General features: G+C 50.2%; 17 protein-coding genes. 11 read left to right on the plus strand and 6 right to left on the minus strand.

The features are described 5' to 3' along the window. The first annotated feature begins 92 nt into the window (after positions 1-92). Entirely contained in the window at positions 93-1517 is a 1425-nt protein-coding gene (locus ACY0JR_RS10920) for an erythromycin esterase family protein (protein ID WP_462634121.1), read from the plus strand. Positions 1518-1625: 108 nt separating this feature from the next. After that, the gene (locus ACY0JR_RS10925) at positions 1626-2801 is read left to right on the plus strand and encodes an MFS transporter (protein ID WP_462634122.1); all 1176 of its coding nucleotides are present in this window, start codon (positions 1626-1628) and stop codon (positions 2799-2801) included. Between the two features lie 185 nt (positions 2802-2986). Here the strand turns inward: ACY0JR_RS10925 and ACY0JR_RS10930 are convergent, their stop codons facing one another. Together ACY0JR_RS10930 and ggt are read right to left on the minus strand one after the other, a co-directional pair. Further along, entirely contained in the window at positions 2987-3748 is a 762-nt protein-coding gene (locus ACY0JR_RS10930) for a DUF5995 family protein (protein WP_462634123.1), read from the minus strand. Between the two features lie 765 nt (positions 3749-4513). Next, positions 4514-6205 (minus strand): gamma-glutamyltransferase, encoded by a 1692-nt coding sequence (gene ggt, locus ACY0JR_RS10935; protein ID WP_462634124.1) that lies wholly within the window; start codon positions 6203-6205, stop codon positions 4514-4516. 387 nt (positions 6206-6592) lie between these two features. Between ggt and ACY0JR_RS10940 the strand changes: the two genes are divergently transcribed. Next, a complete protein-coding gene (locus ACY0JR_RS10940) occupies positions 6593-8221 on the plus strand; it encodes an ATP-binding protein (protein WP_462634125.1) in 1629 nt (542 codons plus the stop codon). A gap of 658 nt (positions 8222-8879) precedes the next feature. Here ACY0JR_RS10940 and ACY0JR_RS10945 read toward each other — a convergent pair. Then, the gene (locus ACY0JR_RS10945; RefSeq protein ID WP_462634126.1) at positions 8880-12272 is read right to left on the minus strand and encodes a DEAD/DEAH box helicase; all 3393 of its coding nucleotides are present in this window, start codon (positions 12270-12272) and stop codon (positions 8880-8882) included. 316 nt (positions 12273-12588) lie between these two features. Between ACY0JR_RS10945 and ACY0JR_RS10950 the strand changes: the two genes are divergently transcribed. Beyond that, a complete protein-coding gene (locus ACY0JR_RS10950; protein ID WP_462634127.1) occupies positions 12589-14814 on the plus strand; it encodes a M3 family metallopeptidase in 2226 nt (741 codons plus the stop codon). 435 nt (positions 14815-15249) lie between these two features. Here the strand turns inward: ACY0JR_RS10950 and msrB are convergent, their stop codons facing one another. Further along, a complete protein-coding gene (gene msrB / locus ACY0JR_RS10955; protein ID WP_462634128.1) occupies positions 15250-15729 on the minus strand; it encodes a peptide-methionine (R)-S-oxide reductase MsrB in 480 nt (159 codons plus the stop codon). Positions 15730-16180: 451 nt separating this feature from the next. Between msrB and ACY0JR_RS10960 the strand changes: the two genes are divergently transcribed. The 6 genes from ACY0JR_RS10960 (at position 16181) to ACY0JR_RS10985 (ending at position 20842) form a co-directional block, all read left to right on the plus strand. Beyond that, positions 16181-16615, plus strand: coding sequence for a hypothetical protein (locus ACY0JR_RS10960; protein WP_462634129.1), 435 nt, complete (start codon positions 16181-16183; stop codon positions 16613-16615). Positions 16616-16683: 68 nt separating this feature from the next. After that, the gene (locus ACY0JR_RS10965) at positions 16684-17481 is read left to right on the plus strand and encodes a HipA family kinase (RefSeq protein ID WP_462634130.1); all 798 of its coding nucleotides are present in this window, start codon (positions 16684-16686) and stop codon (positions 17479-17481) included. After that, positions 17459-17842, plus strand: a complete 384-nt coding sequence (locus ACY0JR_RS10970; RefSeq protein WP_462634131.1) for a DUF3037 domain-containing protein — start codon at positions 17459-17461, stop codon at positions 17840-17842. Before ACY0JR_RS10965 ends, ACY0JR_RS10970 begins: the two co-directional genes overlap by 23 nt. A gap of 372 nt (positions 17843-18214) precedes the next feature. Continuing rightward, positions 18215-18394, plus strand: a complete 180-nt coding sequence (locus tag ACY0JR_RS10975) for a hypothetical protein (RefSeq protein ID WP_462634132.1) — start codon at positions 18215-18217, stop codon at positions 18392-18394. A gap of 214 nt (positions 18395-18608) precedes the next feature. Then, a complete protein-coding gene (locus ACY0JR_RS10980; protein WP_462634133.1) occupies positions 18609-20135 on the plus strand; it encodes a sensor histidine kinase in 1527 nt (508 codons plus the stop codon). Positions 20136-20161: 26 nt separating this feature from the next. Further along, positions 20162-20842 carry a LytR/AlgR family response regulator transcription factor gene (locus tag ACY0JR_RS10985; protein ID WP_462634134.1) on the plus strand — a complete coding sequence of 227 codons (681 nt, stop codon included), beginning with the start codon at positions 20162-20164 and terminating at the stop codon, positions 20840-20842. A 253-nt stretch (positions 20843-21095) separates the two neighbouring features. On the opposite strand, the gene ACY0JR_RS10990 is transcribed toward ACY0JR_RS10985, so the two are convergent. Next, entirely contained in the window at positions 21096-22199 is a 1104-nt protein-coding gene (locus ACY0JR_RS10990) for a spore photoproduct lyase family protein (protein WP_462634135.1), read from the minus strand. A 184-nt stretch (positions 22200-22383) separates the two neighbouring features. On the opposite strand from ACY0JR_RS10990, the gene ACY0JR_RS10995 reads away from it, so the two are divergent. Continuing rightward, positions 22384-23415 (plus strand): spore photoproduct lyase family protein, encoded by a 1032-nt coding sequence (locus ACY0JR_RS10995; RefSeq protein ID WP_462634136.1) that lies wholly within the window; start codon positions 22384-22386, stop codon positions 23413-23415. Positions 23416-23446: 31 nt separating this feature from the next. On the opposite strand, the gene ACY0JR_RS11000 is transcribed toward ACY0JR_RS10995, so the two are convergent. Continuing rightward, positions 23447-25951 (minus strand): glucuronyl esterase domain-containing protein, encoded by a 2505-nt coding sequence (locus ACY0JR_RS11000; RefSeq protein WP_462634137.1) that lies wholly within the window; start codon positions 25949-25951, stop codon positions 23447-23449. Positions 25952-26168: the final 217 nt, after the last annotated feature.

The raw sequence follows: 26168 nt of genomic DNA on the forward strand, positions 1-26168 counted from the left end.
GCAGCCAGGGCTTTCTCCAGAGAAATGGCCTGGTTGCTTCTGAGCAGTGTTGCCCTAAAAGCCAGAAAAACCACTAAAAACGGACGTGCGGTATGAAGAAGTGGAAAAGACAAGTGCGGGAGTGTTGGTTTCTGTTTTTGCTTTGTTTTCTGAACATAGGCTGTAAAGAGGCCCCGCCGCAAAGTGCCGGACAAAAGGCTTCGGCGCAGCCCGTAGCGCAGCGAAACAACAAGGCTGTCAAACTCACCATTCCCAATTATCCGCTCAGAAATGAACGGGATTTGGACATTCTCCTGCAGGAAATCGGCGATGCCCGGGTTGTGTTACTGGGCGAAGCCTCGCACGGAACTTCAGAATATTATCTGTGGCGGGCCGCCATCACCAAGCGGCTCATGCAGGAAAAGGGCTTCGACTTTATGGCCGTGGAAGGGGAGTGGGCCGATTCTTACCGCGTCAACAACTTCATCAAAGGACCCCGGAAAGACAGCCTAGCGGCCGTGCAACTGTTGGAACAGTACAACCGCTGGCCTACCTGGATGTGGGGCAACTATGAAATAGCCTCGCTGGTGACTTGGCTCAACGACTACAACCAAAACAAACCAGCCACTGAGAAAGTAGGCTTCTACGGACTGGACGTGTACTGTTTGTGGGAGTCGATGACCGAGCTCATGCCTTATGTCAAAAACAACGCAGATTTAACCAAAGCCGCGAGGGGAGTACACCAGTGCTTCCAACCGTTCTCATCTGATGCCATGGAATACGCGAACGCGGTAGCCAATGCTTCGGCCAATTGTCGGGCAGAAACCAACCGTCTCTGGAAAGAAATTCAGCAGCAAAAACCAGCCGAAGGCACCCAGCAGACCGAGGCCCAGTTCGTGGCCGAGCAGAACGTGTTGGTAGCCCTCAACGGAGAACGGTACTACCGGGCCGCCGCCAGCAGCAACACCGAGTCCTGGAACATCCGCGACCACCACATGGCACAGACCCTCAAACGCCTCCTCGACTTTCATGGGCCAGCGGCCAAAGCCATTGTCTGGGAACACAACACCCACGTAGGCGACGCCCGCTACACCGACATGGCCAGCAGCGGCGAGGTGAACGTGGGGCAATTAGTACGCAAGGAATACGGCGAAGAGAATGTCTTTGTGGTGGGTTTCGGGTCTCACCGGGGCACCGTGATTGCGGCCGGCGGTTGGGGGGCGCCCATCAAGACCATTGCGGTGCCACCGGCCACGCAAGGCAGTTGGGAACAGATATTGCATCAGTTAAGTCCTATCAATAAGATTATCCTGTCTAAGGACATAAGGGATAACAAGGTGTTAAATAGACCCGTGGGACACCGGGCCATTGGCGTGGTGTATAATCCTAAATTGGAGCACCTGGGCAATTACGTGCCCTCAGTCATGCCCAAGCGGTACGATGCCTTTATCTTCCTGGACAGCACCCGCGCCTTGCGGCCTATTGAAACCATCACCGTCCGGAATGAACCGCCAGATCTATACCCATCGGGCACTTAAATGCGTACCTCTTTTTATCATTTTTTTGTGAGTTAGCATAGGCGAATCCCTGCGGTTATACCTGTGCTGAAATAAAATAGCGCATCTTTGCGCCCTCAACTTTGTACAATGCAGTTACTACAAAAGCAAAGGATCTTCCTGAGTGTCTTCTTTTTCTTATCGGGGTTTAATTTTTCCAGTTGGGCTTCCAGAATTCCTACCATCAAACAAGCGTTACACCTCAATGAAGCCGAGTTAGGGACCATTCTGCTCACCATGCCGGTTTCTTCCTTGATTGGGGTGCCCTTGTCTGGGTGGTTGGTTTCTAGGTTCGAGACCCGAATTCCGCTGTCGGTGGGTTTTCTGCTGAATTCCGTTGCTTTGTCCCTGATTGCGTTTGCTTCTACGCCGGTCATGTTGTCATTGGTGTTGTTTCTGTTCTCTTTGAGCATGCGCATCTTCAACATCTCGGTGAATACCCAGGCCATCACCCTCCAGAAACAATTTGATAAGAAAATAAACGGTTCTTTTCACGGACTCTGGAGCACCGGCGGTATTCTGGGCGTGGGCTTCACCACCCTGTTGATTTCTATGAATGTACCCATGGTGCCGCACTTGCTCACGGTGTCGGTGATTAGTGTTTTGGTCACGTTGTATTCTTTCCAGTACCTGTTGCGCAACGACCAGTCGGCCTCGGGCAGTAAACTTTCCTTCAAAAAGCCTGATCCGTTTATTCTGTACCTGGGGCTGCTGGTGTTCTTTGCCGCCGTTTGTGAAGGGGGTATGTTTGACTGGAGCGGAATTTACTTCCAGGAGGTAGTGAAGGAAGACGTGTTCACGGTGGGGTATCTCACGTTTATGACGTTCATGGCGCTCTCGCGGTTTATGTCTGATCTTATCATTGACAAGATTGGCATGGCCACCACCTACATGCTCAGCGGCGTCTTCATTTTTTCGGGCATCAGCTTAGCCATTCTGTTCCCTACTTTCTGGCCGGCCATGCTCGGGTTTTCGCTGGTGGGTTTTGGCACGGCATCCGTCATTCCTATGACCTATACGCTGGCCGGAACGTCCAAAACCTATTCGCCGGGCATTGCCATTTCCCTCATTGCCACCTTCGGGATTGTGGGCATGCTCATAGGGCCGCCCATGATTGGCTACCTGGCGCACGCCTTCAGCCTGAAAGTCTCCTTCATCGCTTTCGCCCTGGCCGGACTCATGCTGATTCCCTTCGCCAGAATGTTCTTCAGGCTGGAGCAGCCCCAAGAGGAAGCGTATGATCTAGGAGCCAAAGAAGTAGCGTAGGCTTGTCTGGCCGAAGGTTCTAGTTTACTAAGTACGGAGACACAAAGAAAGCTTCCTTTATTTGTTTGTCATCTGGAATGATCTTGATGGCGAACGGCAGAAGCAGGTATGAATGGCAATTCTAGTTCGCCCACGAGATCCTTTCAGGATGACAGAATTTGTGTTTTATATGTTCAATTACTTAGTTAGCTAAGCCTAAGCATTCTGATGTTGGTGGCCGGTAGTCTCCATTCTGAGGTTCTGATGGTTCTAAGCGTTATTTTCAAAAATTGCCCCAAAGGGTATGCAATCCTATTCCCGAGGGCGGCTATTTTCTGGTCTCTGAGTTGGAGGCACGCCTGGTAAGGAGGCCCTGACTTTTGGTGTAGTTCATGGGCAAACCGCCAGGCCCCGTCACGGGCTACCTGAATACTGAAGCCGGTGAGCAGTTCGTCATGGTTTTTGCCGTACACATCCAGCAACCGGAACAGCGGCGACACTTTGCCCAGGTTGTCCTGCACTTTGTCTACCATGGCCTTCAGGATGGCATTGATGCGGTTGAAGTCGTTTAAGATAGGTTGAATGTCCTGGCCTTGCATGGTCTTAGCGGTGGCAATGCCCAAATCCAGGTTAATGTGCGCGTTCATACCCAGCAGCAGGTGTTGCAGAATAATAGCGTTTGAAGAGCTACAATTCTTAAAAGCTACTTCCCAGGAAAGTGTTGGCTTTTTCCCGGCTTTCCAAAGGCGCCACGCCTCCAGATAACGGTTGGCGAAGAGCACATCCAGGCGCTCCATGCGGGCATTATCCTCAAACTCCTGCTTGAGAATTCCTTCCTTTACCCGGCACGTCACGCAGTAGTACAAAACCGCAAAATAACCGGCCCGGTCATTGGCCTGAATACACTGCTGAATGATCTTGTCCAATTCAGCAATTACCTCGTCAATGGAGGTACATTGGTCTTGCATGACTAACATCTTCCTTCCCTTTAAATGTACTGGAAGTTACAATTTTTCAGGAATAAAGCCTTGCTAGTGAGGGAGATAATTGTGCGCTATTTCCCAGAAATGTACGGACAGGTCGCGACCTGTCCTACGGTAGCAGAAACCTTCTCTTGCAGATAGAAATGGTAAATTGAAAGCCAGTCACTAGCGTAAGGCAGGTGAAAAAGTAAGGGCAATCCCTTGTGGTTGCCCTCACACGTTCAGATTCTCCCTTCAAGGCCATCCTACCCCACAGGATTTTGTACGAATTCCGTCCTCCTTCAAAGGGCAGGGCCGTTAAGTTCTAAGAATTGATATGGTTCAAGTTTTCAACTTGGACCTAAAATGAGCTGAAGTTTGCAACTTCAGTGAGGCGTTAGCCTCAATTTCTGCAAGAAAGGCAATGGACTTTACCGCAGTTTAAGCCTCCAATGTAAAACTTAACGGCCCTACCTTTGAAGGGGGCGAAGGTGGATGATTACTCGTGCTAATGGCGCATTCCCGAGAATCGTTATGATTTGTTTTATTGCTGTTGCTAATGGTTCTTCCAACGCCTTGGTCATCCCCTACCCCCTTCAAAGGGGGACGAGATGCGTGTGAACCATGTGTATTGGATGAGCTTCAAGGGGAGAATCTACTATCGGAAGGATTTCTACTAGCAGAGGCGTAGTCTCTTTGGAAACAGGAAAGGGCAACCACCAGGGATTGCCCCTACATTGTGGCACATTGAAAAATCTTCCAGATTCTCATCTAAAAACCCGCAGCGGCGTCATCCCCCCTGGGGTCTGCGCCGCCTTCTAGTTGGCCGTTGGGTAAGACCAGAATTCCGGCTGCGCGGCCGATGCCTCCGGTTTTGGGGGCGATTTTGTGGCCTTTGAGCCAAAGACCCAGACCAGTTCCGAAACCAAGTGCTCCCCATTCAGACAAAATCCAGTTGGGTTTCCATTGGTGGTGGAACCGACCCGCCGAGATGGCTCCCTGCATGGTGTGACCGTGTACGGTTACGTTCTGGATGATTTGGTACACGGTGGTAATGATGGTGGACCCGCCCATGGCACCCACTACCATGAACAACTTTCCGTCTTTTTCCAGAATGGTGGGGGTCATGGAGCTGAGCATGCGTTTGCCGGGGGCAATGGCGTTGGCTTCTTCGCCCACCAGGCCGTAGCTGTTGGGGAAGCCGGGCTTGATGCTGAAATCGTCCATCTCGTTGTTGAGCAGAAATCCGGCTCCGCCCACAAATACCTTACTGCCGAAACTGCTGTTCAAAGTAGTGGTTACGGACACGGCATTGCCCTCAGCGTCTACCACGGAGTAATGGGTGGTGTGGTGGCTTTCCGGCAGGGGAGGCGTACCCGGAGAGACGGCATTGCTGGAGGTGGCTTTCTTAGGCGAATAGCCTTTCATGCGGCTCTTGATGTACGTTGGGTTTAAGAGCCCTTTTACCGGAACTTCGTAAAAATCGGCATCACCGAAATGCCGGGACCGGTCGGCGTACACGCGACGTTCGGCTTCAATCATGAGGTGCGAAGTGGCGACCGTGTTCCAGCCCCAGTCTTTTAAAGGGTAATCTTGGGAGATGGTCAGGAGCTGAATTAACGCGATGCCGCCGCTGGACGGGGGAGGCATGGAGATGATGCGGTAGTCGCCCACCTGTCCGGTGATGGGGGTTCGCCAGACGGAGCGGTAAGCCGCCAAATCTTCGTGGGTGATAATACCGGTACCCCGTTTCATCTCGGCAGTGAGCAAATCTGCGGTTCGGCCTTCGTAGAAACCCGCCCGGCCTTTGTCCCGAATCAGTTCCAGCGTACGGGCCAGGTCTTGCAGCCGGAGGGTATCGCCTTCACGCCAACGGTCTTTGAGGATGAAGTCGGGCCGGACGGTGTTGTATTGGAGGAAGTCTTTTCGCTGTTGGTTCAGCTTTTTTGCCTCTTTTTTGGTGAGAGGAAAGCCTTGGGCCGCCAGGTTTACCGCCGGTTGCACCAACACCGGCCAGGGGAGCCGACCATATTTCTCGTGCGCCTGCACCATGCCGTCTACGGTGCCGGGAACGCCCGGCGCCAGGTGCCCTTTGTAGCTCAGGTTTTCAATGACTTCGCCCTGACCGTTCAGGTACATGTCCCGGTGGGCGGCACCGGGTGCTTTCTCGCGGTAGTCCAGGGTAATGCACGTGCCGTCTTTTTGCCGAAGCACCAGAAAACCGCCTCCGCCTATGTTCCCGGCGTCTGGGTAGACCACGGCCAAAGCAAACTGCACCGCCACGGCCGCATCCACGGCATTTCCGCCGCGCCGCAGAATATCGGCCCCCACGGCCGAAGCCAGCGGGTGCGCCGACACCACCATCGCCTTCTGGGTAACTAATCCTCTGGTCTGAAGATTCGGACTGCTGCAACCCACCAGCCCCAGAAAAACGAAGAGAAACGTGATTTGCCTTTGTGCCACTTCTTGCGGAAGGATTTGGTGAGAAGAAAAACTCTTTGGAAGTGTTTACCGCAAAGGTGGGGTGGAGGTTTAGAAGGAGGCAAGGAATAGGGGTAAGTTCGTTTTGAGGCTATCATATAAGCCTTGAGAATGTCTGTTAATACTTAAAGTTTGATTTTTAATAAAAAAATTTTCACAGAATAGGATAACGCCTTCATACTGCTAAATTTGTTAGTAAATAAAAGTTCGTATTCTAACGATAATGGAAGAGATTCAAGATTTTATAACTAATATCTCAGAAAGGTAAGGAATACAAAATTACCTAAAGCAAAGGCATTGTGGCCTTTATTTGAACTGATTAGCAACTCAATTCATGCTATTGAAGAGAAAGGGAATTTAAGTTACGGCATGATAGAGATAAATCTGCTACGGCAGGGTGATGCTGAGACATTGAGACAACTTGATGATATTGAAAGATATCCCATTGTTTCTTTTATAGTTTCTGATAATGGTGTAGGTTTTACTAATAGAAACTTTAAATCATTCCTAACAGCAGAGTCAGAATATAAAATAGAGAAAGGTGCCAAAGGAATAGGAAGATTTGTATCCTTGAAAGCTTTTAGGTCTGTTCTATTTGAAAGTACATATTTGGAGGGAGACGAGGTCTGGCTTAGAAGTTTTGAGTTCAAGGCAATAGATAAAGGAATTGTTAGCTACAACAACATCAAACTTGAAAACGGTAATAGTAAAACTACAGCTACACTTAATATTTATAAAGAGGAGTATAAGAGCTACTGTCCCAAATCTTTAAATGAAATCGCCGAAAAGATAGTTGAACACTTCTTGGTTTACTTCATTCAAGAGAAATGCCCGTACATTAAACTTATCGATACTAATGGGGAAGAACTGTTACTTCAAAATTACTACGGTGAAACTTTCAAAGGATCGATCAAAAGAGAGTGCTTTGATATAAATGGTGAAACGTTTGATGTTTCACTTCTCAGAGTCTTTAATACTAGGAAAACACATCAGATTCATTACTGCGCCAATGAACGAGAAGTAAGTCACGAGACTTTGACCAAGTATTTGCCAGACTTGGGAAAGAACATAAAGGATGAAGACGGTACCCTTTTCGTTTATCACAGTTATATAACAAGTCCTTTCTTAGATGAAGCTGTTGATAATGAAAGGATAAGCTTTAGCATTGAGAGCGATAATGAAGAAAGTGATGTTGCTGAAAGTAAAGAGGAGATTACATTAACATCTATCCGTCAGAATACAGTAGCTAAAATTGAGAGTATCCTGGAACCATATTTAAACACCGTCAGGGGAGAGAAGTTTGAGGCTTACAAAGAGCACATTATTAGAGAAGCACCTCAATTTAGATCAATACTAAAATACAGGCCTGATGCTATAAAGAGAATGCCTCCTAAGCTAAAAGGTAATAAGCTAGACGTTGAATTGTTCAAGGTTCAGAATGAACTTGAAATGTCAATGAAGGAATTGGGGGAAGAGGTCTTGAATGCAGACAAGGATTTCACCAAGACGGAGGAATACTTAAGTATGTACAATGACTACCTTGAACGCTTCAATGACTTAGGGAAAGCAAATCTGGCTAAATATATCGTTCACCGCAAAGCTGTTATTGAGTTACTGGAAAAGTTTATTGGCGTGGAAACAGATGAAGAGAGTTTCCAACGCGAGGACACAATACATAATATCTTCTTTCCAATCAGGACAGAGTCAGACGAAATAACTTATGATAAGCAAAACCTTTGGCTTATTGACGAAAGATTAGCTTATCATAATTATCTGGCTTCAGACAAGACTTTTAAAAGAATTCCAGTAACTGAAAGCGAAAGTACTGATCGGCCTGATCTGCTTATCTTCAATGACAGTTTTGCATTCGTTAATGATGAGGCTCCACACCAGTCCTTTACTTTGGTAGAGTTCAAAAGACCAGAAAGGGATGATTATAGCACCTCAACTGTAAAAAGAACCCAGTTGATCAAGTACTTCAATATATCCGCACTATAAAGGAAAATAAGGCGACTGATAGAAGAGGGAAGGCAATTGATTTTTCCAACACAAACATTCCCTTCTATGTTTACATCATTGCAGATTTAAATTCTAGCCTAAGGGAGATTCTAGATGATAAAGACTTTAAGAAGACACCAGATTCTATGGGCTACTTTTTTTACCATGATAATCTTAAGGCCTATATTGAAGTTTTGACATACCAGAAACTTTTAAAGGATGCTAAAATGAGAAATAGAATCTTGTTTAGCGCCCTTGGAATTCCAACTAATTAGCTCTTGATTAGTCTCCCACTATGGCGCGGAAGTTACTTCCGTGACTTACTGACGCTTTATCGAAAGTCACGGAAGTAACTTCCGCGCCATAGTAAATGAGAGTTCCAACATCACCTCTTCTGCTACTTTCCCCAGTTCCAGTCTTCCCCGAGCGCGCCTCGCTTTTGGCCATAGATAGACAGCAGCTAAGAGCAATAGACAGTACAGGCCGAAAGGGCAGTGCGAGAGGGGGAGACGAGGCCTCGCGGCCGTGAGCGCTTACCAGAAAAGATGAAACAACAATGTATTTGCAACCACCGAATAAGTGGACAAGCCAAGGGAACAGCAAACTGCATGCACTTAATTTTTAGCCTCTTTTCCCAAAAACACCTCCAAAACCCACCTCACCCTAACAACGCCAACAACTCCTGCTTACTCAGCGCCTTCAGCATACCGCCATCAGTCTTAATCAAGTCCTGCACCAAGTCTTTCTTACTCGCCTGTAGTTTCATGATTTTCTCTTCCACCGTATCGGGGCAGATGAGGCGGATGGCGACTACGTTTTTCTCCTGTCCGATGCGGTAGGTGCGGTCGATGGCCTGGTTTTCTACGGCGGGGTTCCACCATGGGTCTACCAGGTACACATAATCAGCGCGGGTGAGATTGAGGCCGGTGCCGCCCGCTTTCAGGCTGATGAGGAACACCCGCACGTCTTCCTGCTCCTGGAACGCCGCTACCGCGCCCTGCCGGTCTTTGGTCTGGCCGGTGAGCATGGAATAGTTGATGCCGCGGGAGTTCAGCTCTTTTTTGATCAATTCCAGCATGGACACAAACTGCGAGAATACCAGAATCTTGTGGTGCGGTGCTTTGCTTTCAATCTGTTCCAGCAACACGTTCAGCTTGGACGAGGCCTCCCCAAAAGAAGCTTCCTCGGGCAGCAGGGCGGGGGAGTTGCAGATTTGGCGAAGTTTGGTGAGACCGCGCAGCACGTGCATGGGGTTCTTCTGGATTTCCTCTTCGGCCTGGGCCGAGATGAATTCCCGAATCTCCAGTTCATAGGCGGCGTAGACCTGGCGCTGCTCGGTGCTCATCTCGCAATACAGCACCATTTCGGTTTTGTCCGGCAACTCTTTGGCTACCTGTTCTTTGGTGCGCCTAAGCAGAAACGGACTGATTTTGCGCTGCAACTCGGCGGCTCGCACGCTGCTCTTGAACTGGTCGATGGGTTTGGAGTAATGGTCCCGGAAAAAGCGTTTGTTGCCCAGCAGACCGGGACAGGCAAAGGAAAGCTGGCCGTACAGGTCATAGGTGTTGTTTTCTAGGGGTGTACCGGTCATCACTATCCGGTTGCGGGCCTGCAACAAACGCACCGCCCGGTACCGCTGGCTCTCGGGGTTTTTGATGTTCTGCGACTCGTCCAGGATGATGTAGTTGAACCGATATTCCTTCAGCACCAAAATGTCTGACAGCAGCGTGCCGTACGTGGTGAGTACCAGTTCATAGCCGTCCAACTCCAGCGGATTTTTGACGCGGCTGTTGCCGTACATCGTCAAAATCTTGAGGGAAGGCGCGAACTTGGCTACTTCTTCCTGCCAGTTAAACAGCAGCGACGTGGGCACCACCACCAGGTTGGTATTTCGGGCGACTTTGCCGCGCTGGGAGAGCAGAAAGGCGAGTATCTGTACCGTTTTCCCCAGACCCATGTCATCTGCCAGGCAGCCGCCGAAATTGAACTGGTCCAGGAACATAAGCCAGTTCAGGCCCTGCTGCTGGTACTTGCGGAGGGTGGCGTGCAAGTCTTCGGGAACGGCCACCTCTGGAATGGCTTCAAAGTGGGCGAGCTTCTTCCGGTACGTGGCTAGTTCCTGGCGCACCTCCTGGCTTAACACTTCCTCCTCGTAGAGTTCTTCAATGAGGGCGAAGTTGATTTTTGGCGTGCGCAGGCGTTCGCCTACCACCTCTGACCGTTCAAAGAAGCGTTTGAGTTTCTCAATCCATTCCTGCGGCAGAATGCCCTGGGTGCCATCGTCCAGTTGCACGAAGCGGCTTTTGTTGCGCAACGTTTTGTGCAGGTTCTTGAGCGAGGCCTTCTGCTTCCCGAACTGTACATCCAAAGAAGTGTCAAACCAATTGATGCCGCTGGTCACCAGAATGGTGATTTTGACTTTGTGCGGGTTCAGGTTGGTGGCTTTCAGTTCTTTGAAGCCCAAGATGGTGATACCTTTGTTTCGCCAGGTGTCAAACGCTTCCAGAAACCAGTCCTGGTCCAGGAAACGGTCTTTGTGCAGGTAAAAACAGTCCAGGTGCAGTTGTTCCTTGAAGAACGGATGCTGCTTGAGCATTACGGCCAGAAACTGCAATTCGGCTTCCTTGTCGCGCACCACCGTGAAGGAGTTGCCCATGACATCAGTGGCGTAAATCTGCTTCTGGGAGAATACCGGAACCTCTACGTGACCGTACCGCATGACCGGCGTCAGCAGCACGTAATCATCGGACTCTGACAGGTAAATAATCTGCTCCCGTCCTTCGTCAAAGCCTTGTTCTTCCAGTTGCTTGGGGGTGGCCGGTTTCAGGTACGAGTACGAAATTTTGATTCTAGTTTCCAGGTTCGCCAAGATGTTCTCCCGGAACTCCTCAAATTTAGAGGCATGCACCAGCAGGTAATAGCCGCGCTTCTGGAAAAAATCAATGACGCGCCGCAAGTCTGGGTTATGCAGCAGATACAAACTGTTCTGAACCTGGAGGAAGTGCCCGTACTTTACCTGCAGGTGCTTCAGCGCATACGGCTGGTCTTCTATGTATAACTGCGCCGTGACCGAGTAAAAGTTGTCTTTCGCCTGCACCTCCAGCACCAACTCCAACGGCGCTTTCTTCAGTTGAATAAGCGAAACCGAACTAGCCGTAATATTACTTGACACCTCGGGGTTATGCTGGTACACGTCCAAGCCCAACGGATTTTGCACCAGAGCCTTAAGGGCTTCCAAGTCAGCCTCGGAAGGCTCGGTGTTGTAGTTGTTCTGGAAACGGGAAAGCGCCGTGTAGAACTTCAGTTCCTCGGGCTGATTAGTCTGCCAGACAAAATCCAGCGGACTCAGCGCCTTGAGCGGATTCTTGACCTTGCCGGTTTGGGTGGTACCCGCCTCCAGCAGTTCCACGTTCAGGTGCTTGTAATATTTGTGCTCTCCCAACACCATGATGCGCTGGATGTTTTCTTTAGGCCTGGGACCCGATGGCAGAAAAGGTAGTCCCGGTTTGGGCACCAGTTTCTCCTTCAGAAACGCCTTCGATTCCTCAGTGATGGGCAGTAACTCCGTGAGCCGAGGTTTGATGAGTAAGCTTTTATTCGTGTATTCCAGAGAAAAGTATTGGTCCAGGTTTTCTTCTTCGGCCAGGCCGTACTCCGCCGCCACGGGTATTATTTTCTCTTTCCGGAGCGTTTCGTCAAAAAAGGCCCTAAACTCTTGCCGGTTCAACAGCGTCTGCAGCACCTGCGATTGGTGGGCGCACAAAGCCTGTTTTGGAGCCGGACACCCGCAGGAAAGCAGCAATCCGTTTTGGAGCTGTTTTACCGAAACAGCCTGAAAACGACCAAACGGTGACACCCCCGAAATGACCGCCCGGTTTATCTCAATATGCGTTGGCTGCAAGTCAAAACCGATGGTGCCGCCTGCCATGGCCTCGGCGGAAGAGTGCCGGGCAATGATGGCATAGGTTAGACTTGCCCCAAAAATGCCTTCTAAAAAATACTCTGATGTGTGTACGCCTGCCTGCCTGGGTGCCTGTTCTTTCTCCGCCATGTCGCCGTTGATTCTGAGGGTTCAAGTTAGGAATTTTCTGGCGAAGGGTCGTTTTTGGGTTTCAATGAGCGAGTGTGTTGTTCAGGTGTTTTGGGGCAGTTTTGAGGGAAATGGGCAATAAACGGAAGGTGCCGGAAAGGGCAACAACAAGGGATTGTCACTACAAATGATGGTTGGCCTTTTCTACACATGATTTGTCTCCTGTAACTCAGCCCCTTTGCTTATTGCAACGCGTTTCTGCTTTGTTTTTAGTAACTTCAAGTTTCAAATTACCTCCAGGAAGTGTCTAAAGCACTTCTCAGAAACTGATCCTAATATGAGCAAACAAACATTATCTATTAGCAAGAAACCAAGTGTATTGGTCTTGCTGGCAATGATAGGTTGCACCTCCACGCAACCGCAGCAGCCTACCGCTGCCTTGCCCGCCACTCCGGCCGTTACCCAGGCACAGCCAGAAGCAGACAATCCGCTGCTGGCGGAATGGACGGGTCCGTTTGGCGGCGTACCGGCTTTTGACAAAATGAAGCTAGCTGATATCAAGCCTGCGATGGAGAAAGGCATGGCGATGCACCTGGCAGACATTGAGGCCATCGTGAATAACCCTGCTGCGCCCACGTTTGAGAATACCATTGTTCCGTATGAGAAAGCAGGCGAGGCGTTAGGCCGGGCCTTAATCTACTACGGCATCTGGGGCAGCAACATGTCCTCACCGGAGTACCGGAAAATTCAGGCCGAACTGGCTCCCAGAATTTCAGATTTTCGGTCGCAGATTTCTCAGAATCCAAAGTTGTACCAGCGCATCAAGGCAGTGTATGACAACGCGCAGAAAACCCCATTGGCTCCAGATCAGCAGCGCGTGGTACAGTTGATTCATGAGGAGTTCGCGATGGAAGGAGCGGGCCTCAGCCCCGAAGCCAAGCAGCGCTACGCCGCTATCAACAAAGAACTGTCTTCGCTGTACACGTCCTACGGGAATAATGTGTTGGCTGATGAGGAGAAATACGTGACCTTCCTCTCCAAAGACCAGTTGGGCGGTTTGCCCGAGTCTTTTGTGAAGGCCGCCGCCAAAGCCGCCGCTGATAACGGAAAGCCCGGAGAATATGCCGTGACGAACACCCGTTCGTCCATGGACCAGTTCCTGACCTATTCCGATAACCGGGCCCTGCGCGAGAAAGTCTGGAACACCTACTATTCCCGCGCCGACAACGGCGATGCGAACGACAACAATAAGAACATCACCCGTATTCTGGAGCTGCGCGACGAACGCGTAAAACTGCTGGGCTATGACACCTACGCCGACTGGCGCTTGCAAAACCGCATGGCCAAGAATCCGCAGAACGCCATGAACCTGATGAACGCGGTATGGCCGGCGGCGCTGGCCCGGGTAAAACAGGAAGTGAAAGACATGCAGGCTGTAGCCAACGCGAGCGGCGCCAAAATCACCATCATGCCCTGGGACTACCGCTACTACGCCGAGAAAGTGCGCCAGAAGAAATACGCCCTGGACTCTGACGAGGTGAAGCAGTATTTAGAGCTGGGCAACCTCACGCAGGCCATTTTCTTCACGGCCGGTGAACTGTTCAACTTCGCATTCAAGCCCGTACCCGCCGGAAGTGTGCCGGTGTTCCACGAAGACGTGAAAGTATGGGAAGTGACCGACAAAACCACCGGCGAGCACATTGGCTTGTGGTACTTAGACCCATTCGCCCGGCAGGGGAAACGCTCTGGAGCCTGGGCCTCGCAGTACCGCAGCTTCTCTACCTTTGACGGCAAGAAAACCGTGCTGGCGTCCAATAACTCCAACTTCATCAAGCCCGCTCCCGGTGAGCCGGTGCTGGTTTCCTGGGATGATGCCACCACCTTTTTTCATGAGTTCGGGCACGCGCTGCACTTCCTGTCCTCTAACGTAAAATACCCTACCCTCAACAGCGGCGTACGGGATTACACCGAGTTCCATTCCCAGCTTCTGGAGCGTTGGCTGTCTACCGACAAGGTGATTAACCAGTTCCTGAAGCACCATAAAACCGGCAAGGTGATGCCACCGGAGTTAGTGGCCAAAATCAAGAAAGCGGCTACGTTCAACCAAGGCTTTGAGACCACTGAGTTCCTGGCTTCGGCGTTGATGGACATGAAGTACCACACCTTGCCAGACCCCACCGGCCTGGACCCAGACAAGTTTGAGCGCGAAACGCTGGCGGCCCTCAACATGCCCAAAGAAATTGTGATGCGTCACCGATCGCCGCACTTCACGCACGTGTTCTCGGGTGAAGGCTATGCCACCGGCTACTACGGGTATCTCTGGGCAGATGTCTTGACCTCAGATGCCTCCGAGGCCTTTGAAGAAGCCCCCGGCGGATTCTACGACAAAGAAGTAGCCGCCAAACTGGTGAAATACCTCTTTGCCCCCCGCAACTCCATGGACCCCGCTGAAGCATACCGTCTGTTCCGCGGCCGTGATGCTAAAATTGACGCTCTCATGCGTGACAGAGGCTTCCCGGTTCCCGGTCAGAAGGCATCTAGCCAAAAGACTTCTAAGAAGTAGGTAGACGGTTAGATAAGTAGAAGCCCCATGTGCTCCCATGATAGGGGAAGTACATGGGGCTTTTTGGTTTGTAAAAATGTTCACTACGGTTCACTATGGCGCGGAAGTTACTTCCGTGCCTTTTTATTAGCGTTAAAGAAAGTCACGGAAGTAACTTCCGCGCCATAGCTGCCATAACGGGAATGTAAGCTTCAGAATGCCTTGATGACTACTAGAACATACTCTATGCTCATTTGGACGCATTTCGTCCCCCTTTGAAGGGGGTAGGGGGATGACAATAGCGGAAGAAGAACCATTAGAAACAGCCAAAAAACAAATCATAACGATTCTCGGGTATGCTTAATCAGCACGAGCAATCATCCCCCTACCCCCTTCAAAGGGGGACGAAATGCGCGCCTTTAAGAAAGTCTCGGAAGTGAATTCGCTTCAAGGTGTTTAAGGCCAATTGTTTACGTCCTCTTTTCCAGAAATAGCTTTCAATCTGACCATGCTCTCAGAGTTGATGCAGTACCGCAGGCCACCTGGTTCTGGACCGTCATTAAATACGTGACCCAGGTGGCCGTCGCAGACATTACATTGGGCCTCAATGCGCTGGAGGCGGTGGCTGTCATCGAAGAGGTATTTGATGGCGTTTTTGGTGAGGGGTTGGGTGAAACTGGGCCAGCCGGAAATGGCGTGGTATTTCTCGGTGGAGTTAAACAAAAGACTTCCGCATCCGGCGCAGACGTACACGCCGGGTTCATAGGAGCGGCAATACGCGTTACGGTACGGCGATTCAGTTCCTTTCAGGCGAAGGATCTGGTATTGGGACGGGGTGAGTTGCTGCTGCCATTCAGCCTCGGTTTTCTCTACGCGCCTGGGTGGCTCGGGATTACTGTATCTGGCGAATTTGAGGATGTCAATCCAGCGGAGCATCTTGGTGAATTTAAGGTACGAAAGCTATTGAAAACGCAGGGAATGGTAGAGTGGTTTAGCCTCTTTCCTGATTGCGTTGGGAGAAGGAATCATACTTTCTGCAAGACCCTCAGCGGAAAGGGGGGTATAATTGACCGGGTTTTCGGTGTATCTGCCACAGTTCGTTTTAAGCTTGTTTTCTGAAACTGGCCTTAATACGCGTTACTATGCCTGATTCATTTAGATAAAGTGCAGGTTATTGCATGTGGTCTGTCAAGCGACAGACCACGGAAGCGGATTCAAACGGGATGAAAAGTCGCTGTAGTTGGCAGAATTTTGACGGTTTTCGGTCTGAAATCAGAAGGGGAGCCTTGAAACGAGAGGGTTTTCACTTGGAAGCCGTACCTTTATCCTATATAGGGGAGAATCGGTTCGCCTTTCTTCGCCCCAGCATTGACTTCTGAGAAAGAACATGAGAGTAACAGGCAACATTTTTGACATTACTACCCAGAGAGACAGCCGGCACAAGGACATTGAAGTGTACCTGGATACCATTGAATACCTCACCAGCAAGAAAGACGGCCGGTACTACCAAAACTTTGAGTACGTAGATGAACTGGAAACCCCTTTGGTGATAACCGGCGATTGCCTGGCGCGCGTGAGTGCCAAGAAAGCCGACGACGGGGAATATGAGTTCAAGGTCTATGACAAAGTAGGCGAGGCGTACGTCCACAACCCTGACAAGAAACTGTACCTGACCCTGGAGTACGACTTTGACGAAGACCTCACCATTCTGTCCTCGGCGTCTTACTACGTGACCATGCCCAACGAGGAGTTCACGAAGTTCAAAACCGAGAAAGAGAAGGAAAACTCCCGTAAAAACTGGAAAGGCAGAAAGAGAGGGTAAACCAGCGTTGCCTGTGAACACGGCCGCAGCATTCCCTCGCCTTGTGATTTTCAAGAACCAAAGAATTTATGAACCATACACAACCAGAGCTTAGAACGGTAAATGTAGTGCGGTACGTGACCCCGCTGCGCGAAGGCGGTTCTTTGCCGGCCATTGTAGAGGCAGATGATGAGTTTCTGTACGTGCTCAAGTTCAGGGGCGCCGGGCAGGGCGTGAAAGCCCTCATTGCTGAGCTGGTGGCCGGAGAACTAGCCCGTACGCTGGGTTTCCGCATTCCGGAGCTGGTTTTCGCCAATCTGGATGAATGCTTCGGGCGTACCGAGCCCGACGAGGAGATCCAGGACCTGCTTCGCTTCAGCGAAGGCCTGAACTTGGGGCTCCATTACCTGTCCAAAGCCATCACGTTTGATGCCCTGGTAACCACCGTAGATGCCACGCTTGCCTCACAGATTGTCTGGTTGGATTGCCTCATCACCAACGTAGACCGTACCGCCCGCAACACCAACATGCTCATGTGGCACAAGGAATTGTGGCTCATTGACCACGGCGCGGCGTTTTACTTCCACCATTCCTGGAACAACTGGCTGGAGCAGGCCAAGCGGCCGTTTGTGCAGGTCAAAGACCACGTGCTACTGCCCCAAGCCACTGAGTTAGAGGCCGTGAACACTGCCTTCAAAGCACTGCTTACCCCAGAGAGAATCCAAGCCATTGTATCTTTGATCCCCGAGGACTGGCTGACCGGAGATGCGCCGTTTGCCACTCCCGAGGAACACCGGCAGGCGTACGCCCAATTTTTAGAGACCCGCCTGGCCCATACTGAAATCTTTGTCAACGAAGCCCAACATGCAAGAAAAGCACTTATTTGAGTACGCCGTCCTGAGGGTGGTTCCCTGCGTGGAGCGCGAGGAGTTTCTCAATGTAGGTGTCATTCTCTACTGTTCGTCAAAGGGGTTTCTCCAGACCGTTTTCCACCTGAATGAGGACCGGTTGCGGGCCTTCGCGGGAGAGATAGACATCGCGGAACTGCACGACCGCCTGCAAGCTTTTGAGCGCATCTGCGCCGGGGGGAAGAACGGCGGCACCATCGGAAGCTTTCCCATCGCCTCGCGTTTCCGGTGGCTTACCGCTACCCGCAGCACCATTGTACAGACCTCGCCGGTACACCCCGGCTTGTGCACTGATCCGCAGGAAACCCTCACCAGGTTGTTACAGCAATTGGTGCTGTAACGTAGCGTTTTTGCCCTGTTTAACTAAATTCAGGGCAGAAACGGAGAGTTGAGTAATATAGATAGTAACTGTTACGGTCAGGACACCAACGTAGCGTCGTTACCCTGTAACGACGTCATCCGGCAGGATGAAAGGGCTTTTGCTTTCTTAAGGAAGTCAGGTGTAATGGAGAAAAACTACTTCAAGCGGCAGTTCTATCCTATGTCCTTTCCTAAATAGTTTCAGGAGAGAAAGCTTGTTGTTCTTGGTTCTGGTTTCTAAGCCGTTTTACTGAAAACAGCTCAGAAAAGTGGCATAAATGAATTCTAGGCTTGGTTCGTTTGTTTCCTTGTGGTAAGTGGTCCATCAGCAGCGCTGAGATAGCAGAATTGAATGAAAATGACAGAAGAGGAATTTGATGATAGATTGGTGGAGACCTTAGATGGCTTCCTGGAAACCCTGGCGGAAAGCCCCGATGTGGATCTGGATCGGTTTTACACCATGACCTGTTTGCTGGAGAATCTTCGGTATTTCAGCCCGGTTTTGTACTCCGCTATCAAAAACAAAGAATAAGGTTTATCCACTGCTAGCAGGGCTCGGTTTTTGACCTGAAATCCATAAAGAGCACCCCATGCGTCTTAATCGCGTGGGGTGCTTTTTTTTAGGAACAAGCCATTCCCTAGCTAGAAAAGCCTTCTCCCGTTCCGTCACATATTTGAGGAGATTCGTCACAAATTTTATTTTTCCTGTCTTCTTTCCTCTATCATTGTTTCAAAAGAAGAAGACAATGAATGATCTAATTTCAAATCCTTCCTACTTCAGAAAGGTAGAGTTCTGGGCGGCCACCACCATCTTTGTTTTTGCGGTGTTTTTCCTGAATACCACGCCTTCCTGGCAATCCAGACGGCTGTTTGAGGAGGCAGGCATCCCGTTCCATTATTATGAAGATTACTACTTTCCGTTGCTCATCAGGTACACGCTGGTGTATCTGTCTTTCCTGTTCCTGAACTTCAAAGTGGTGCCCAAGGCCTTCGCCCTGACGCAGCATAGCCGGGTAAAAGGCATCCTGTTTACGCTCATGCTCACCCTCATTCCGTTTCTGATTTTAGGGATGGCCTTTGGCATCACCGATACTTACTCCAAAAACTATCTGTTTCAGGAATATGCCACCGAGGATGAAACTTATGAGGTCATCTTCAAAAACAGTTTCTTCTTTGCGTTCCGGCTGCTGTTGCTGTTCGGGTTTTATTCCTTCGTTAAATATACCGGCCTGTACCTGTTAACCAGTTCAGAGGCCATTCAGTCTAAATACCGGATTATTACCCGGGACGGAGTTTCAGCAATTGTGCTCTGGTTGATCAGTATGTTCCTGCTGCTGGTGGTAGATGCTGAGGGAGAACTGGTGCTTGGCTGGGGAATTGTAGGCCCTTCCGGCCTCTTGCTGTATTGTTATTCGTTTTATGCCCTCATTCCTCAATCTTTGCCCAAAAAGAAACCGTTCAGGGCGTATCTAGGAAAAGCGGCGCTGGTTTTGGCCGCTTCTATTCTTCCCATCGGGTTTCTGGCGCTGCTTCTGGTTCATGATGATGAATATGCTTTCTCCATGGCCATCTTCAACGTTTTCTTTCAGTTACTCATCACGGTGCCGCTTTCCTGGGTGCTGTACCGGCGGCAGCTGCAGGGCAACGCCGAGATTCACGTCCTGAAAAAAGAACTGGGCCAGTCTAACGCCAACTTTGACTTTCTGCGCTCCCAGATCAATCCGCATTTCTTGTTCAATGCCCTTAACACCGTGTACGGCACCGCCATTCAGGAGAAGGCCGAACGTACCAGCGAAGGCATTGAGCGATTGGGCGAGATGATGCGCTTCATGCTGCAGGAGAACCTGCAGGAGCGCATCTCGCTGGCCCGCGAAATTGAATACCTCAACAACTACATCAGCTTTCAGAAACTGCGCACAGATCCTAACCCCATCATCAGGATTGAAACCCAGATAGAGCAGCAGGTGAACACCATCCAGATTGCGCCCATGTTATTGATCCCTTTTGTGGAAAACGCCTTTAAACACGGCATCAGCTTCCGGGAACCGTCTCACATTCACACCACGCTAGATGTCAAAGACAAGACCCTTTATTTTGATGTCCATAACAGCAAGCACGAAAAGCAGGGGAATGACCCCGAGAAAGATAAAAGCGGCATAGGCCTGAACAACGTCAAGCAGCGGCTGCAACTGTTGTACCCCAACAAACACGAACTGGTGATCAGAGAAACCGCGAAAGAATTTTTTGTTCACCTCACCATTCAGTTATCTTAGTCAGGCTTATTGAATTATACATTTATATGAAAGCCATTGCCATTGATGATGAACCCATTGCGCTGGACATTGTACGGTCGCACGCCTCCAAAGTCCCGTTCCTGGATTTAAAGGCCGAGTTCACCGATGCGTTTAAAGCCCTGGAATACCTGCAGAAAGAACCCATTGACCTGATTTTCCTGGACATTAAAATGCCCGATATCTCGGGGATAGATTTCTTCAATTCGCTCAGTAAAAAGCCGCTGCTCATTTTTACCACTGCGTACTCAGAACACGCCGTCACCAGCTTTGAGATGGACGCCGTAGATTATCTGCTGAAGCCGTTTTCCTTGTCGCGGTTTATCAAGGGCTGCAACAAGGCGTTTGAGCTGTATAATTTCAGAAACACCTCAGAAACTACCGACCACCTGTACCTGAAAACCGGCTACGAGCAGATCAAGGTTTTCTTTGAGGACATCCTGTACCTGGAGGCCACCGGCAACTACGTCACTTTCGCCCTGAAAGACAAAAACGTTCTCTCCAGATGCACCTTCGTGGAGGCCATTAATCTGCTACCGGTAGACAAATTTGTGCGGGTACACCGCTCGTATGTAGTTTCTTTAGATAAGATTGACAAGGTGGAAAGGCACCAGGTAACCATCAACCACAAAACCATTCCTTTAAGTGAGGCTTTCCGGCAGAGTTTAACGGAATCCTTGAGCAGGTAGGTTTTACATACTTCTTTTAAGATAGTTCCAGAAAAGCAATGATTCACTCGCTCGCGTCTCGCGAGTGTGAGCTACCCCGGCGTCTTGCCGCTTTGTACTAAGGAAGTAGCAGCCAGAGGCTGTAGGTAGCCCACACTCGCCGGAGGCGAGCGAGTGTTATGTTTTGTATATCATTACTTTTCTGGATCTACCAAATATAAAAGGCCGATCAGCACATACGCTGACCGGCCTTGCCGTTTAGGGGCGCTTTTGCTTAGGTCCAGTATAAAATAGGAGCAGATGGGAAGCGTCTTTTCAGTTCTGCGTAGAAAAAGCTTTTGAGCATGCCCATGGTGGCTGCATTGTAGACGTATTTCTTACCACCGAACTTGTTGTACTTCATAGATCGGGTGCTTTCGTCAAAGTCAATGCTGGTGTTGGGGTACCATTCCTGCAGGAGCGCTTTGGAGCCCGGCGTAAACCGGTGGCTGATCAACTCAAACGTAAACTCACACGGAAAATCCAAAGTCTGCTCCAGGCGGTCCAGCAAGTAGGTGTACTGTTCTTCCCAATCCGGCACGGCCATGATAGGAGCAATCACCAACCCGATTTTATAACCGCCACCACCCGCCGCTTGGGACAGTGCTAATTTCCGGATGGCGGCCAATCTGTTCTCCAAAGAAGCCGTGCCGCCTTCCATTCGGCGCGAGATGAAATCTGAGTTGATGCTGATTCTGGGCTGCGTGTGGCCGTTATGCGGAATGTTGAGCAACCCGTCTACCTGGTCGAACTTAGAAACCCAGCGCAAGTGCATGTTTTCCTGCTCGCCAAAAAAGCGGATAGTCTCGGCTAAACTGCCGGTCAGGTGCTCAATGCCCAGTGGGTCTGTGTAACAGCTCGCCTCAAACGTCGTCACCTCGTTCGGCTTTCTGTAGTTCACCAGATTGTTCAGAATGGTAGGCAAATTGGCAAAGGTTCTGATCACCGGCGGACCTTGTAAACTTCCGGCCAGATAGCAATACTGGCAGTGGGCCGGACAGCCTTCGGCCAGGTGGAACTGATAATCGGCGGAGGGCGGAATAGGTTGCAGCTTCAAGGCACTGGGTGGGGCGGTGACAATGGCCAGCGTGCTTTTGGCTTTCTGGTACGTTTCCCGCTCGGTTTCGCCGCGCAACCCGGTAAGGCGGTTCTGCTTCAACTCCTGCACGGGCAAGCCCAACGCTTGTACGCGCTCATACATCTGCCTTCCCCAAGGTTCGTCCAGTGCCGCCGGGGTTATCAATACCTGTTTGGGCATCCAAAGTTTAGAAGGGCGTTTTTCTGCTATGGGTTGTATGATCTCCTGAACTGCTTCCATGTGCTTCGTTTTCTGTGACATGCGTCTGATTTCTAGCCAGGCAAATGCCCCTTAAAAGGCTGCATTGCCGCTATAGAATCAACAGAATACCTTCCGGTTTAATTCAGTTTTAGATGTTTTAATTAGTGTGTAAATGATTGATTTACAAGGATTTGTATATTTATTTATCTGAACCTAACCCTCTATGCCTCTGTTATAAAAGGGTATGCAGAAATTCAATCCGAGTACCATTCTTTATACGCCAGATGCCCTGAATGCACGCGGGCAGCAGGTATTGCTTTCCTATCCTGACGCGGTGCGGCAAGAGATCAAACAACATAACCGGTTGCCCGAGTTAGACGGAAACCACTTTCAGGTAAAGTCTGATGTGTTAGTGTTGGGACGCCTGAAAACCCTGGTGTGCCGGGAAAGCGGCCGAAGCTCAGACTTCATTGCGCCCAGCCTGGCCAACGGCTGCATGGGTGCCTGCGCCTACTGTTATGTAGACCGAAACAAGGCCGTAAACCCCATCACGCTTTTCACCAACACCGACGAGATTTTGGCGGCGGTACACAAACACGTCCAGAAACAACCCTGGCCTAAAATCCCCAACCAGACGCACGCACAGTTTTACACCTATGACATCGGTTGTAACTCAGATGTGTCTGTAGATGCGTCTATTTCTGATGGGGTAGCCGCGGCAGTGCATTTCTTCCGGGAGCACCCCAAAGCATTTGCCACCTTCGCCACCAAGTTCGTGAACCCCGAACTGCTCACGTATGACCCGCAGGGAAAGACCCGCATTAGGCTCAGTCTCTTGCCCCAGCAAGTCAGCAAACTGGTAGATGTCCGCACCGATGCATTGGCAAAACGCCTGGCGGCTATCCCAGACTTCTACCAGGCCGGTTATGATGTGCACGTGAATTTTTCGCCCGTGATTGTCTATGAAGGCTGGCTGCAAGATTACCGCGAGTTGTTTGAACAACTGAATCAAGTAGTACCGCCAGCCCTCAAAAAGACCATGAGCTGCGAAGTGATCTTCCTTACGCATAACCAATGGCAGCACGAAATCAACCTCTCCATCAACCCCAAAGCCGAAGACTTGATCTGGGCACCCGCCATTCAGGAAACCAAGCAAAGCCAGTTTGGAGGCATCAACGTCCGGTACCAGTACCAGCTCAAAGCCCAGTGGATTCATGAATTCAAAGCGCTTCAGCAAGAAGTGATTCCCTGGTGTGCTATCAGGTATATTTTCTAAAAACAGCTTAAAAACAAGAAGCAAGCACTGGTTATTTGCTTACCACCACACGTAACTGGTCTACTTTGCTACCTCTAACCAGACGGCAGATGTACATCCCTTTCGCCAGAGATTGGCCGCTGAGGGATACCTCATAGTCACGTCCGCTTTCCGTTTGGGCATCAAAGAGAGTGGCTACCAAGCGGCCCATGGCATCATATACCAATAGCTTGGTTTGCGCAGATTCGGCTGCACGGAAGTGGATGGAAGTCTGATCGGTGAAAGGGTTAGGGTAAGCGCCAAAAGCCAGCAGCTGACCGCCTTGCTCCAGTGTTTCCTTGGTGCTAGCCAACGTAGAGCTAGGAGTGCAGGTACCGGTCACATTAATGGTTACGGTCTCTGAAGAGGAGTTGCCATGATTGTCGGTGACGGTAATCGTTACCTGGTTCGCTCCCAAATCGGCGCAAGTGAAGGTTGTTTTGTTCAGGGTCATGGAAACGACGCTGCCGCATCTGTCATAACTCCCCCAATCCACGTCGGCGGCCTCAATGGTGCGGGTTCCGTTGCTGTTTAGAGCAACCGTGAAACCACTGGCCAATATTACAGGACCCTCACCGTCTACTACATTAATGGTTACGGTTTCCGAAGCGCTGTTTCCGCTGTCATCTGTAACGGTGATGGTTACCTGGTTGGCTCCCAAATCGGCGCAGGTGAAGGTAGACTTGCTCAGGGTCATAGAGGCAATGCTGCCGCATCTGTCCCAGCTTCCCCAATCCACGTCGGCGGCCTCAATGGTGCGGGTGCCGTTTTTAGTGATGGCAACCGTGAAGCCAGCCGCCCGAATGATGGGTGGCGATGTATCAAGACCAGCATCTCCCTTGCCCGTAATAGTTGCATTAGAAGTGGTCACTAAAAGTTTATCAAGGTGCGCCCCGTCTTCTCTATAGGCAATTGTGATGGTGTGCTGCCCTACCGTGAAATTGGTGCTCGTCAATCTTAACCATTGCCAGCCTGAGGTAGCAAGTCCGTTTACGGTTACAAAAGGTCCGTTGTCTATCTTCACCCAGTAGCTATCATCATCTGCGGTAGGGGCGTTGAGCCTTGCCACAATGTTGTAAGTGGCCGCGCTATCTACCATAAATGGAAAGACAACAGAACCTCTGGCACCAGCCGGAGCGGCGGCAGTACTGTTTAAACCACTTTTCACCGTTACATAAGACCCATTGGCAGCAGCCGTGTCCGCTACTATATTCCAGTCAGAACCAACAATAGCGCATTCTGCTTCCATCCATATTCTCTTCCCAAGCGGTTCAGCGGGTAGAACAGGGTTGCCGGTTCCCCACCACTGGTACCAGCGCTGGTAGTCAATCTGTGGGTAAGGATGAACCATGATGTCTGTATTCACATTGGTGTTCCCCAGCATGAATTTGTCAACGAAGGCTTCAATGGCAGGGCGTTGGGTGGTGGGTATGGCGCAGTGAAAGTGTCCTCCATCAATATAGAATCCAAATCTGTCTCCTATCCCCAATGTCTTGTACACTTCGTGGGTTGCTCTAGCAGATACATAGGCAGCTGGGTTTGCCAACCACTCATAATCTGTGTTGCCCGTTACCAATAGTGCTCTTGGTGCAATCATAGCCATTAACTCATGGTGATCATGTGGCAGTCTTGAAACATTGCTGCCTGAGAATTGGCGCATGTCATCTTTAAACCATCTGTAGTCGGTTGCCCCTAGTTTTTCAACGCTACCCAGGGTTTCAGAGACCCGCCAGGCTGGAGCACCACCGCCACCAGATTCTTGGGCAATAGTTAAAGCAATTCTTTCGTCTAAGGCACCAGAGAAAAGCGCCATTTTACCGGCATAGGAGCATCCGGTTACGGCTAAGTGTTTTAAATCAATGGGTAGCGTTGATTTTACCAACTCCAAACCATCTATAAGGCGACTCACCCCCCAGGCCCAAGCACTGTACTGGCCTGTATTCTCAAGGTTCTGGTTTGGGTAAAGACGGAAGAATGGGTCTGTTATTTGTGGGTTGCCATACGTGGTTACCTGATTGGCGTTGAAAGCAATTCTGGCAATACTACGACTAGAAAATATGTCGGTTGGCACACTGCCATTCTGGCTATTCATCCCAATAACCGCAGGGAAAGGACCAGTACCTGCCGGAAGAATAACCTGTGAGGTGAGGGTCAGCGTTTGGCCGTTCACCGTCACATTTACGGTGAGGGTACCGCCGGTTGCGCTAGGGGTAAAGGCAGCGGTGATGGTTTCCGGCCGGTTAGGCTTCGTTCCTATCTCGTAATGTTCAATCTCGGCTTTGATTTCATTCCGGCGGCGTTCCCAGTCACTGAAATTGGTAGAACGTCCGCTTCCGTCAGACCACATGAACGGGTCTGTCAGTGGTTCTATGACAGGCAGTTGGCCAAAGGAGGGTAAAGGAGGGAGCGTATAACCTGCGCCGGTATTTTCAGAACTGTAAACAAGCGGTATCTGCGCATGCAATCGTTGGCAGATAAAACTAAGAAGAAGGGCTAAGATGGTAATTTTTGCTTTCATCTTGTTTGGTTAGGGGGTTAGAAAATTTATTAAGAATTAAAGGAAATGATCAAATTAATGTAATTATTCACGCCTTCTCTTTGCTCTTCGTCTCTACCTTCCCTGTGCCCACCCTGGTAATACCAAGTTGTTAAAGCCGAGACCAGAAGATGCGGCTTTACTTGATTTCATAGCACCTTTCCAAGTAAGTCAGGTACTACTGTAAACCTCTTCACCT

The organism is Rufibacter sp. JT3400010, from assembly GCF_054956755.1.

Excerpts from the sequence above, each read along its gene's own strand:
- ACY0JR_RS10920 (WP_462634121.1), top strand. The coding sequence starts at position 93 with ATGAAGAAGTGGAAAAGACAAGTGCGGGAGTGTTGGTTTCTGTTTTTG.
- ACY0JR_RS10925 (WP_462634122.1), top strand. The coding sequence starts at position 1,626 with ATGCAGTTACTACAAAAGCAAAGGATCTTCCTGAGTGTCTTCTTTTTC.
- ACY0JR_RS10930 (WP_462634123.1), bottom strand. The coding sequence starts at position 3,748 with ATGCAAGACCAATGTACCTCCATTGACGAGGTAATTGCTGAATTGGAC.
- ACY0JR_RS10940 (WP_462634125.1), top strand. The coding sequence starts at position 6,593 with ATGATAGAGATAAATCTGCTACGGCAGGGTGATGCTGAGACATTGAGA.
- ACY0JR_RS10945 (WP_462634126.1), bottom strand. The coding sequence starts at position 12,272 with ATGGCGGAGAAAGAACAGGCACCCAGGCAGGCAGGCGTACACACATCA.
- ACY0JR_RS10950 (WP_462634127.1), top strand. The coding sequence starts at position 12,589 with ATGAGCAAACAAACATTATCTATTAGCAAGAAACCAAGTGTATTGGTC.
- msrB (WP_462634128.1), bottom strand. The coding sequence starts at position 15,729 with ATGCTCCGCTGGATTGACATCCTCAAATTCGCCAGATACAGTAATCCC.
- ACY0JR_RS10960 (WP_462634129.1), top strand. The coding sequence starts at position 16,181 with ATGAGAGTAACAGGCAACATTTTTGACATTACTACCCAGAGAGACAGC.
- ACY0JR_RS10965 (WP_462634130.1), top strand. The coding sequence starts at position 16,684 with ATGAACCATACACAACCAGAGCTTAGAACGGTAAATGTAGTGCGGTAC.
- ACY0JR_RS10970 (WP_462634131.1), top strand. The coding sequence starts at position 17,459 with ATGCAAGAAAAGCACTTATTTGAGTACGCCGTCCTGAGGGTGGTTCCC.
- ACY0JR_RS10975 (WP_462634132.1), top strand. The coding sequence starts at position 18,215 with ATGAAAATGACAGAAGAGGAATTTGATGATAGATTGGTGGAGACCTTA.
- ACY0JR_RS10980 (WP_462634133.1), top strand. The coding sequence starts at position 18,609 with ATGAATGATCTAATTTCAAATCCTTCCTACTTCAGAAAGGTAGAGTTC.
- ACY0JR_RS10985 (WP_462634134.1), top strand. The coding sequence starts at position 20,162 with ATGAAAGCCATTGCCATTGATGATGAACCCATTGCGCTGGACATTGTA.
- ACY0JR_RS10990 (WP_462634135.1), bottom strand. The coding sequence starts at position 22,199 with ATGTCACAGAAAACGAAGCACATGGAAGCAGTTCAGGAGATCATACAA.
- ACY0JR_RS10995 (WP_462634136.1), top strand. The coding sequence starts at position 22,384 with ATGCAGAAATTCAATCCGAGTACCATTCTTTATACGCCAGATGCCCTG.
- ACY0JR_RS11000 (WP_462634137.1), bottom strand. The coding sequence starts at position 25,951 with ATGAAAGCAAAAATTACCATCTTAGCCCTTCTTCTTAGTTTTATCTGC.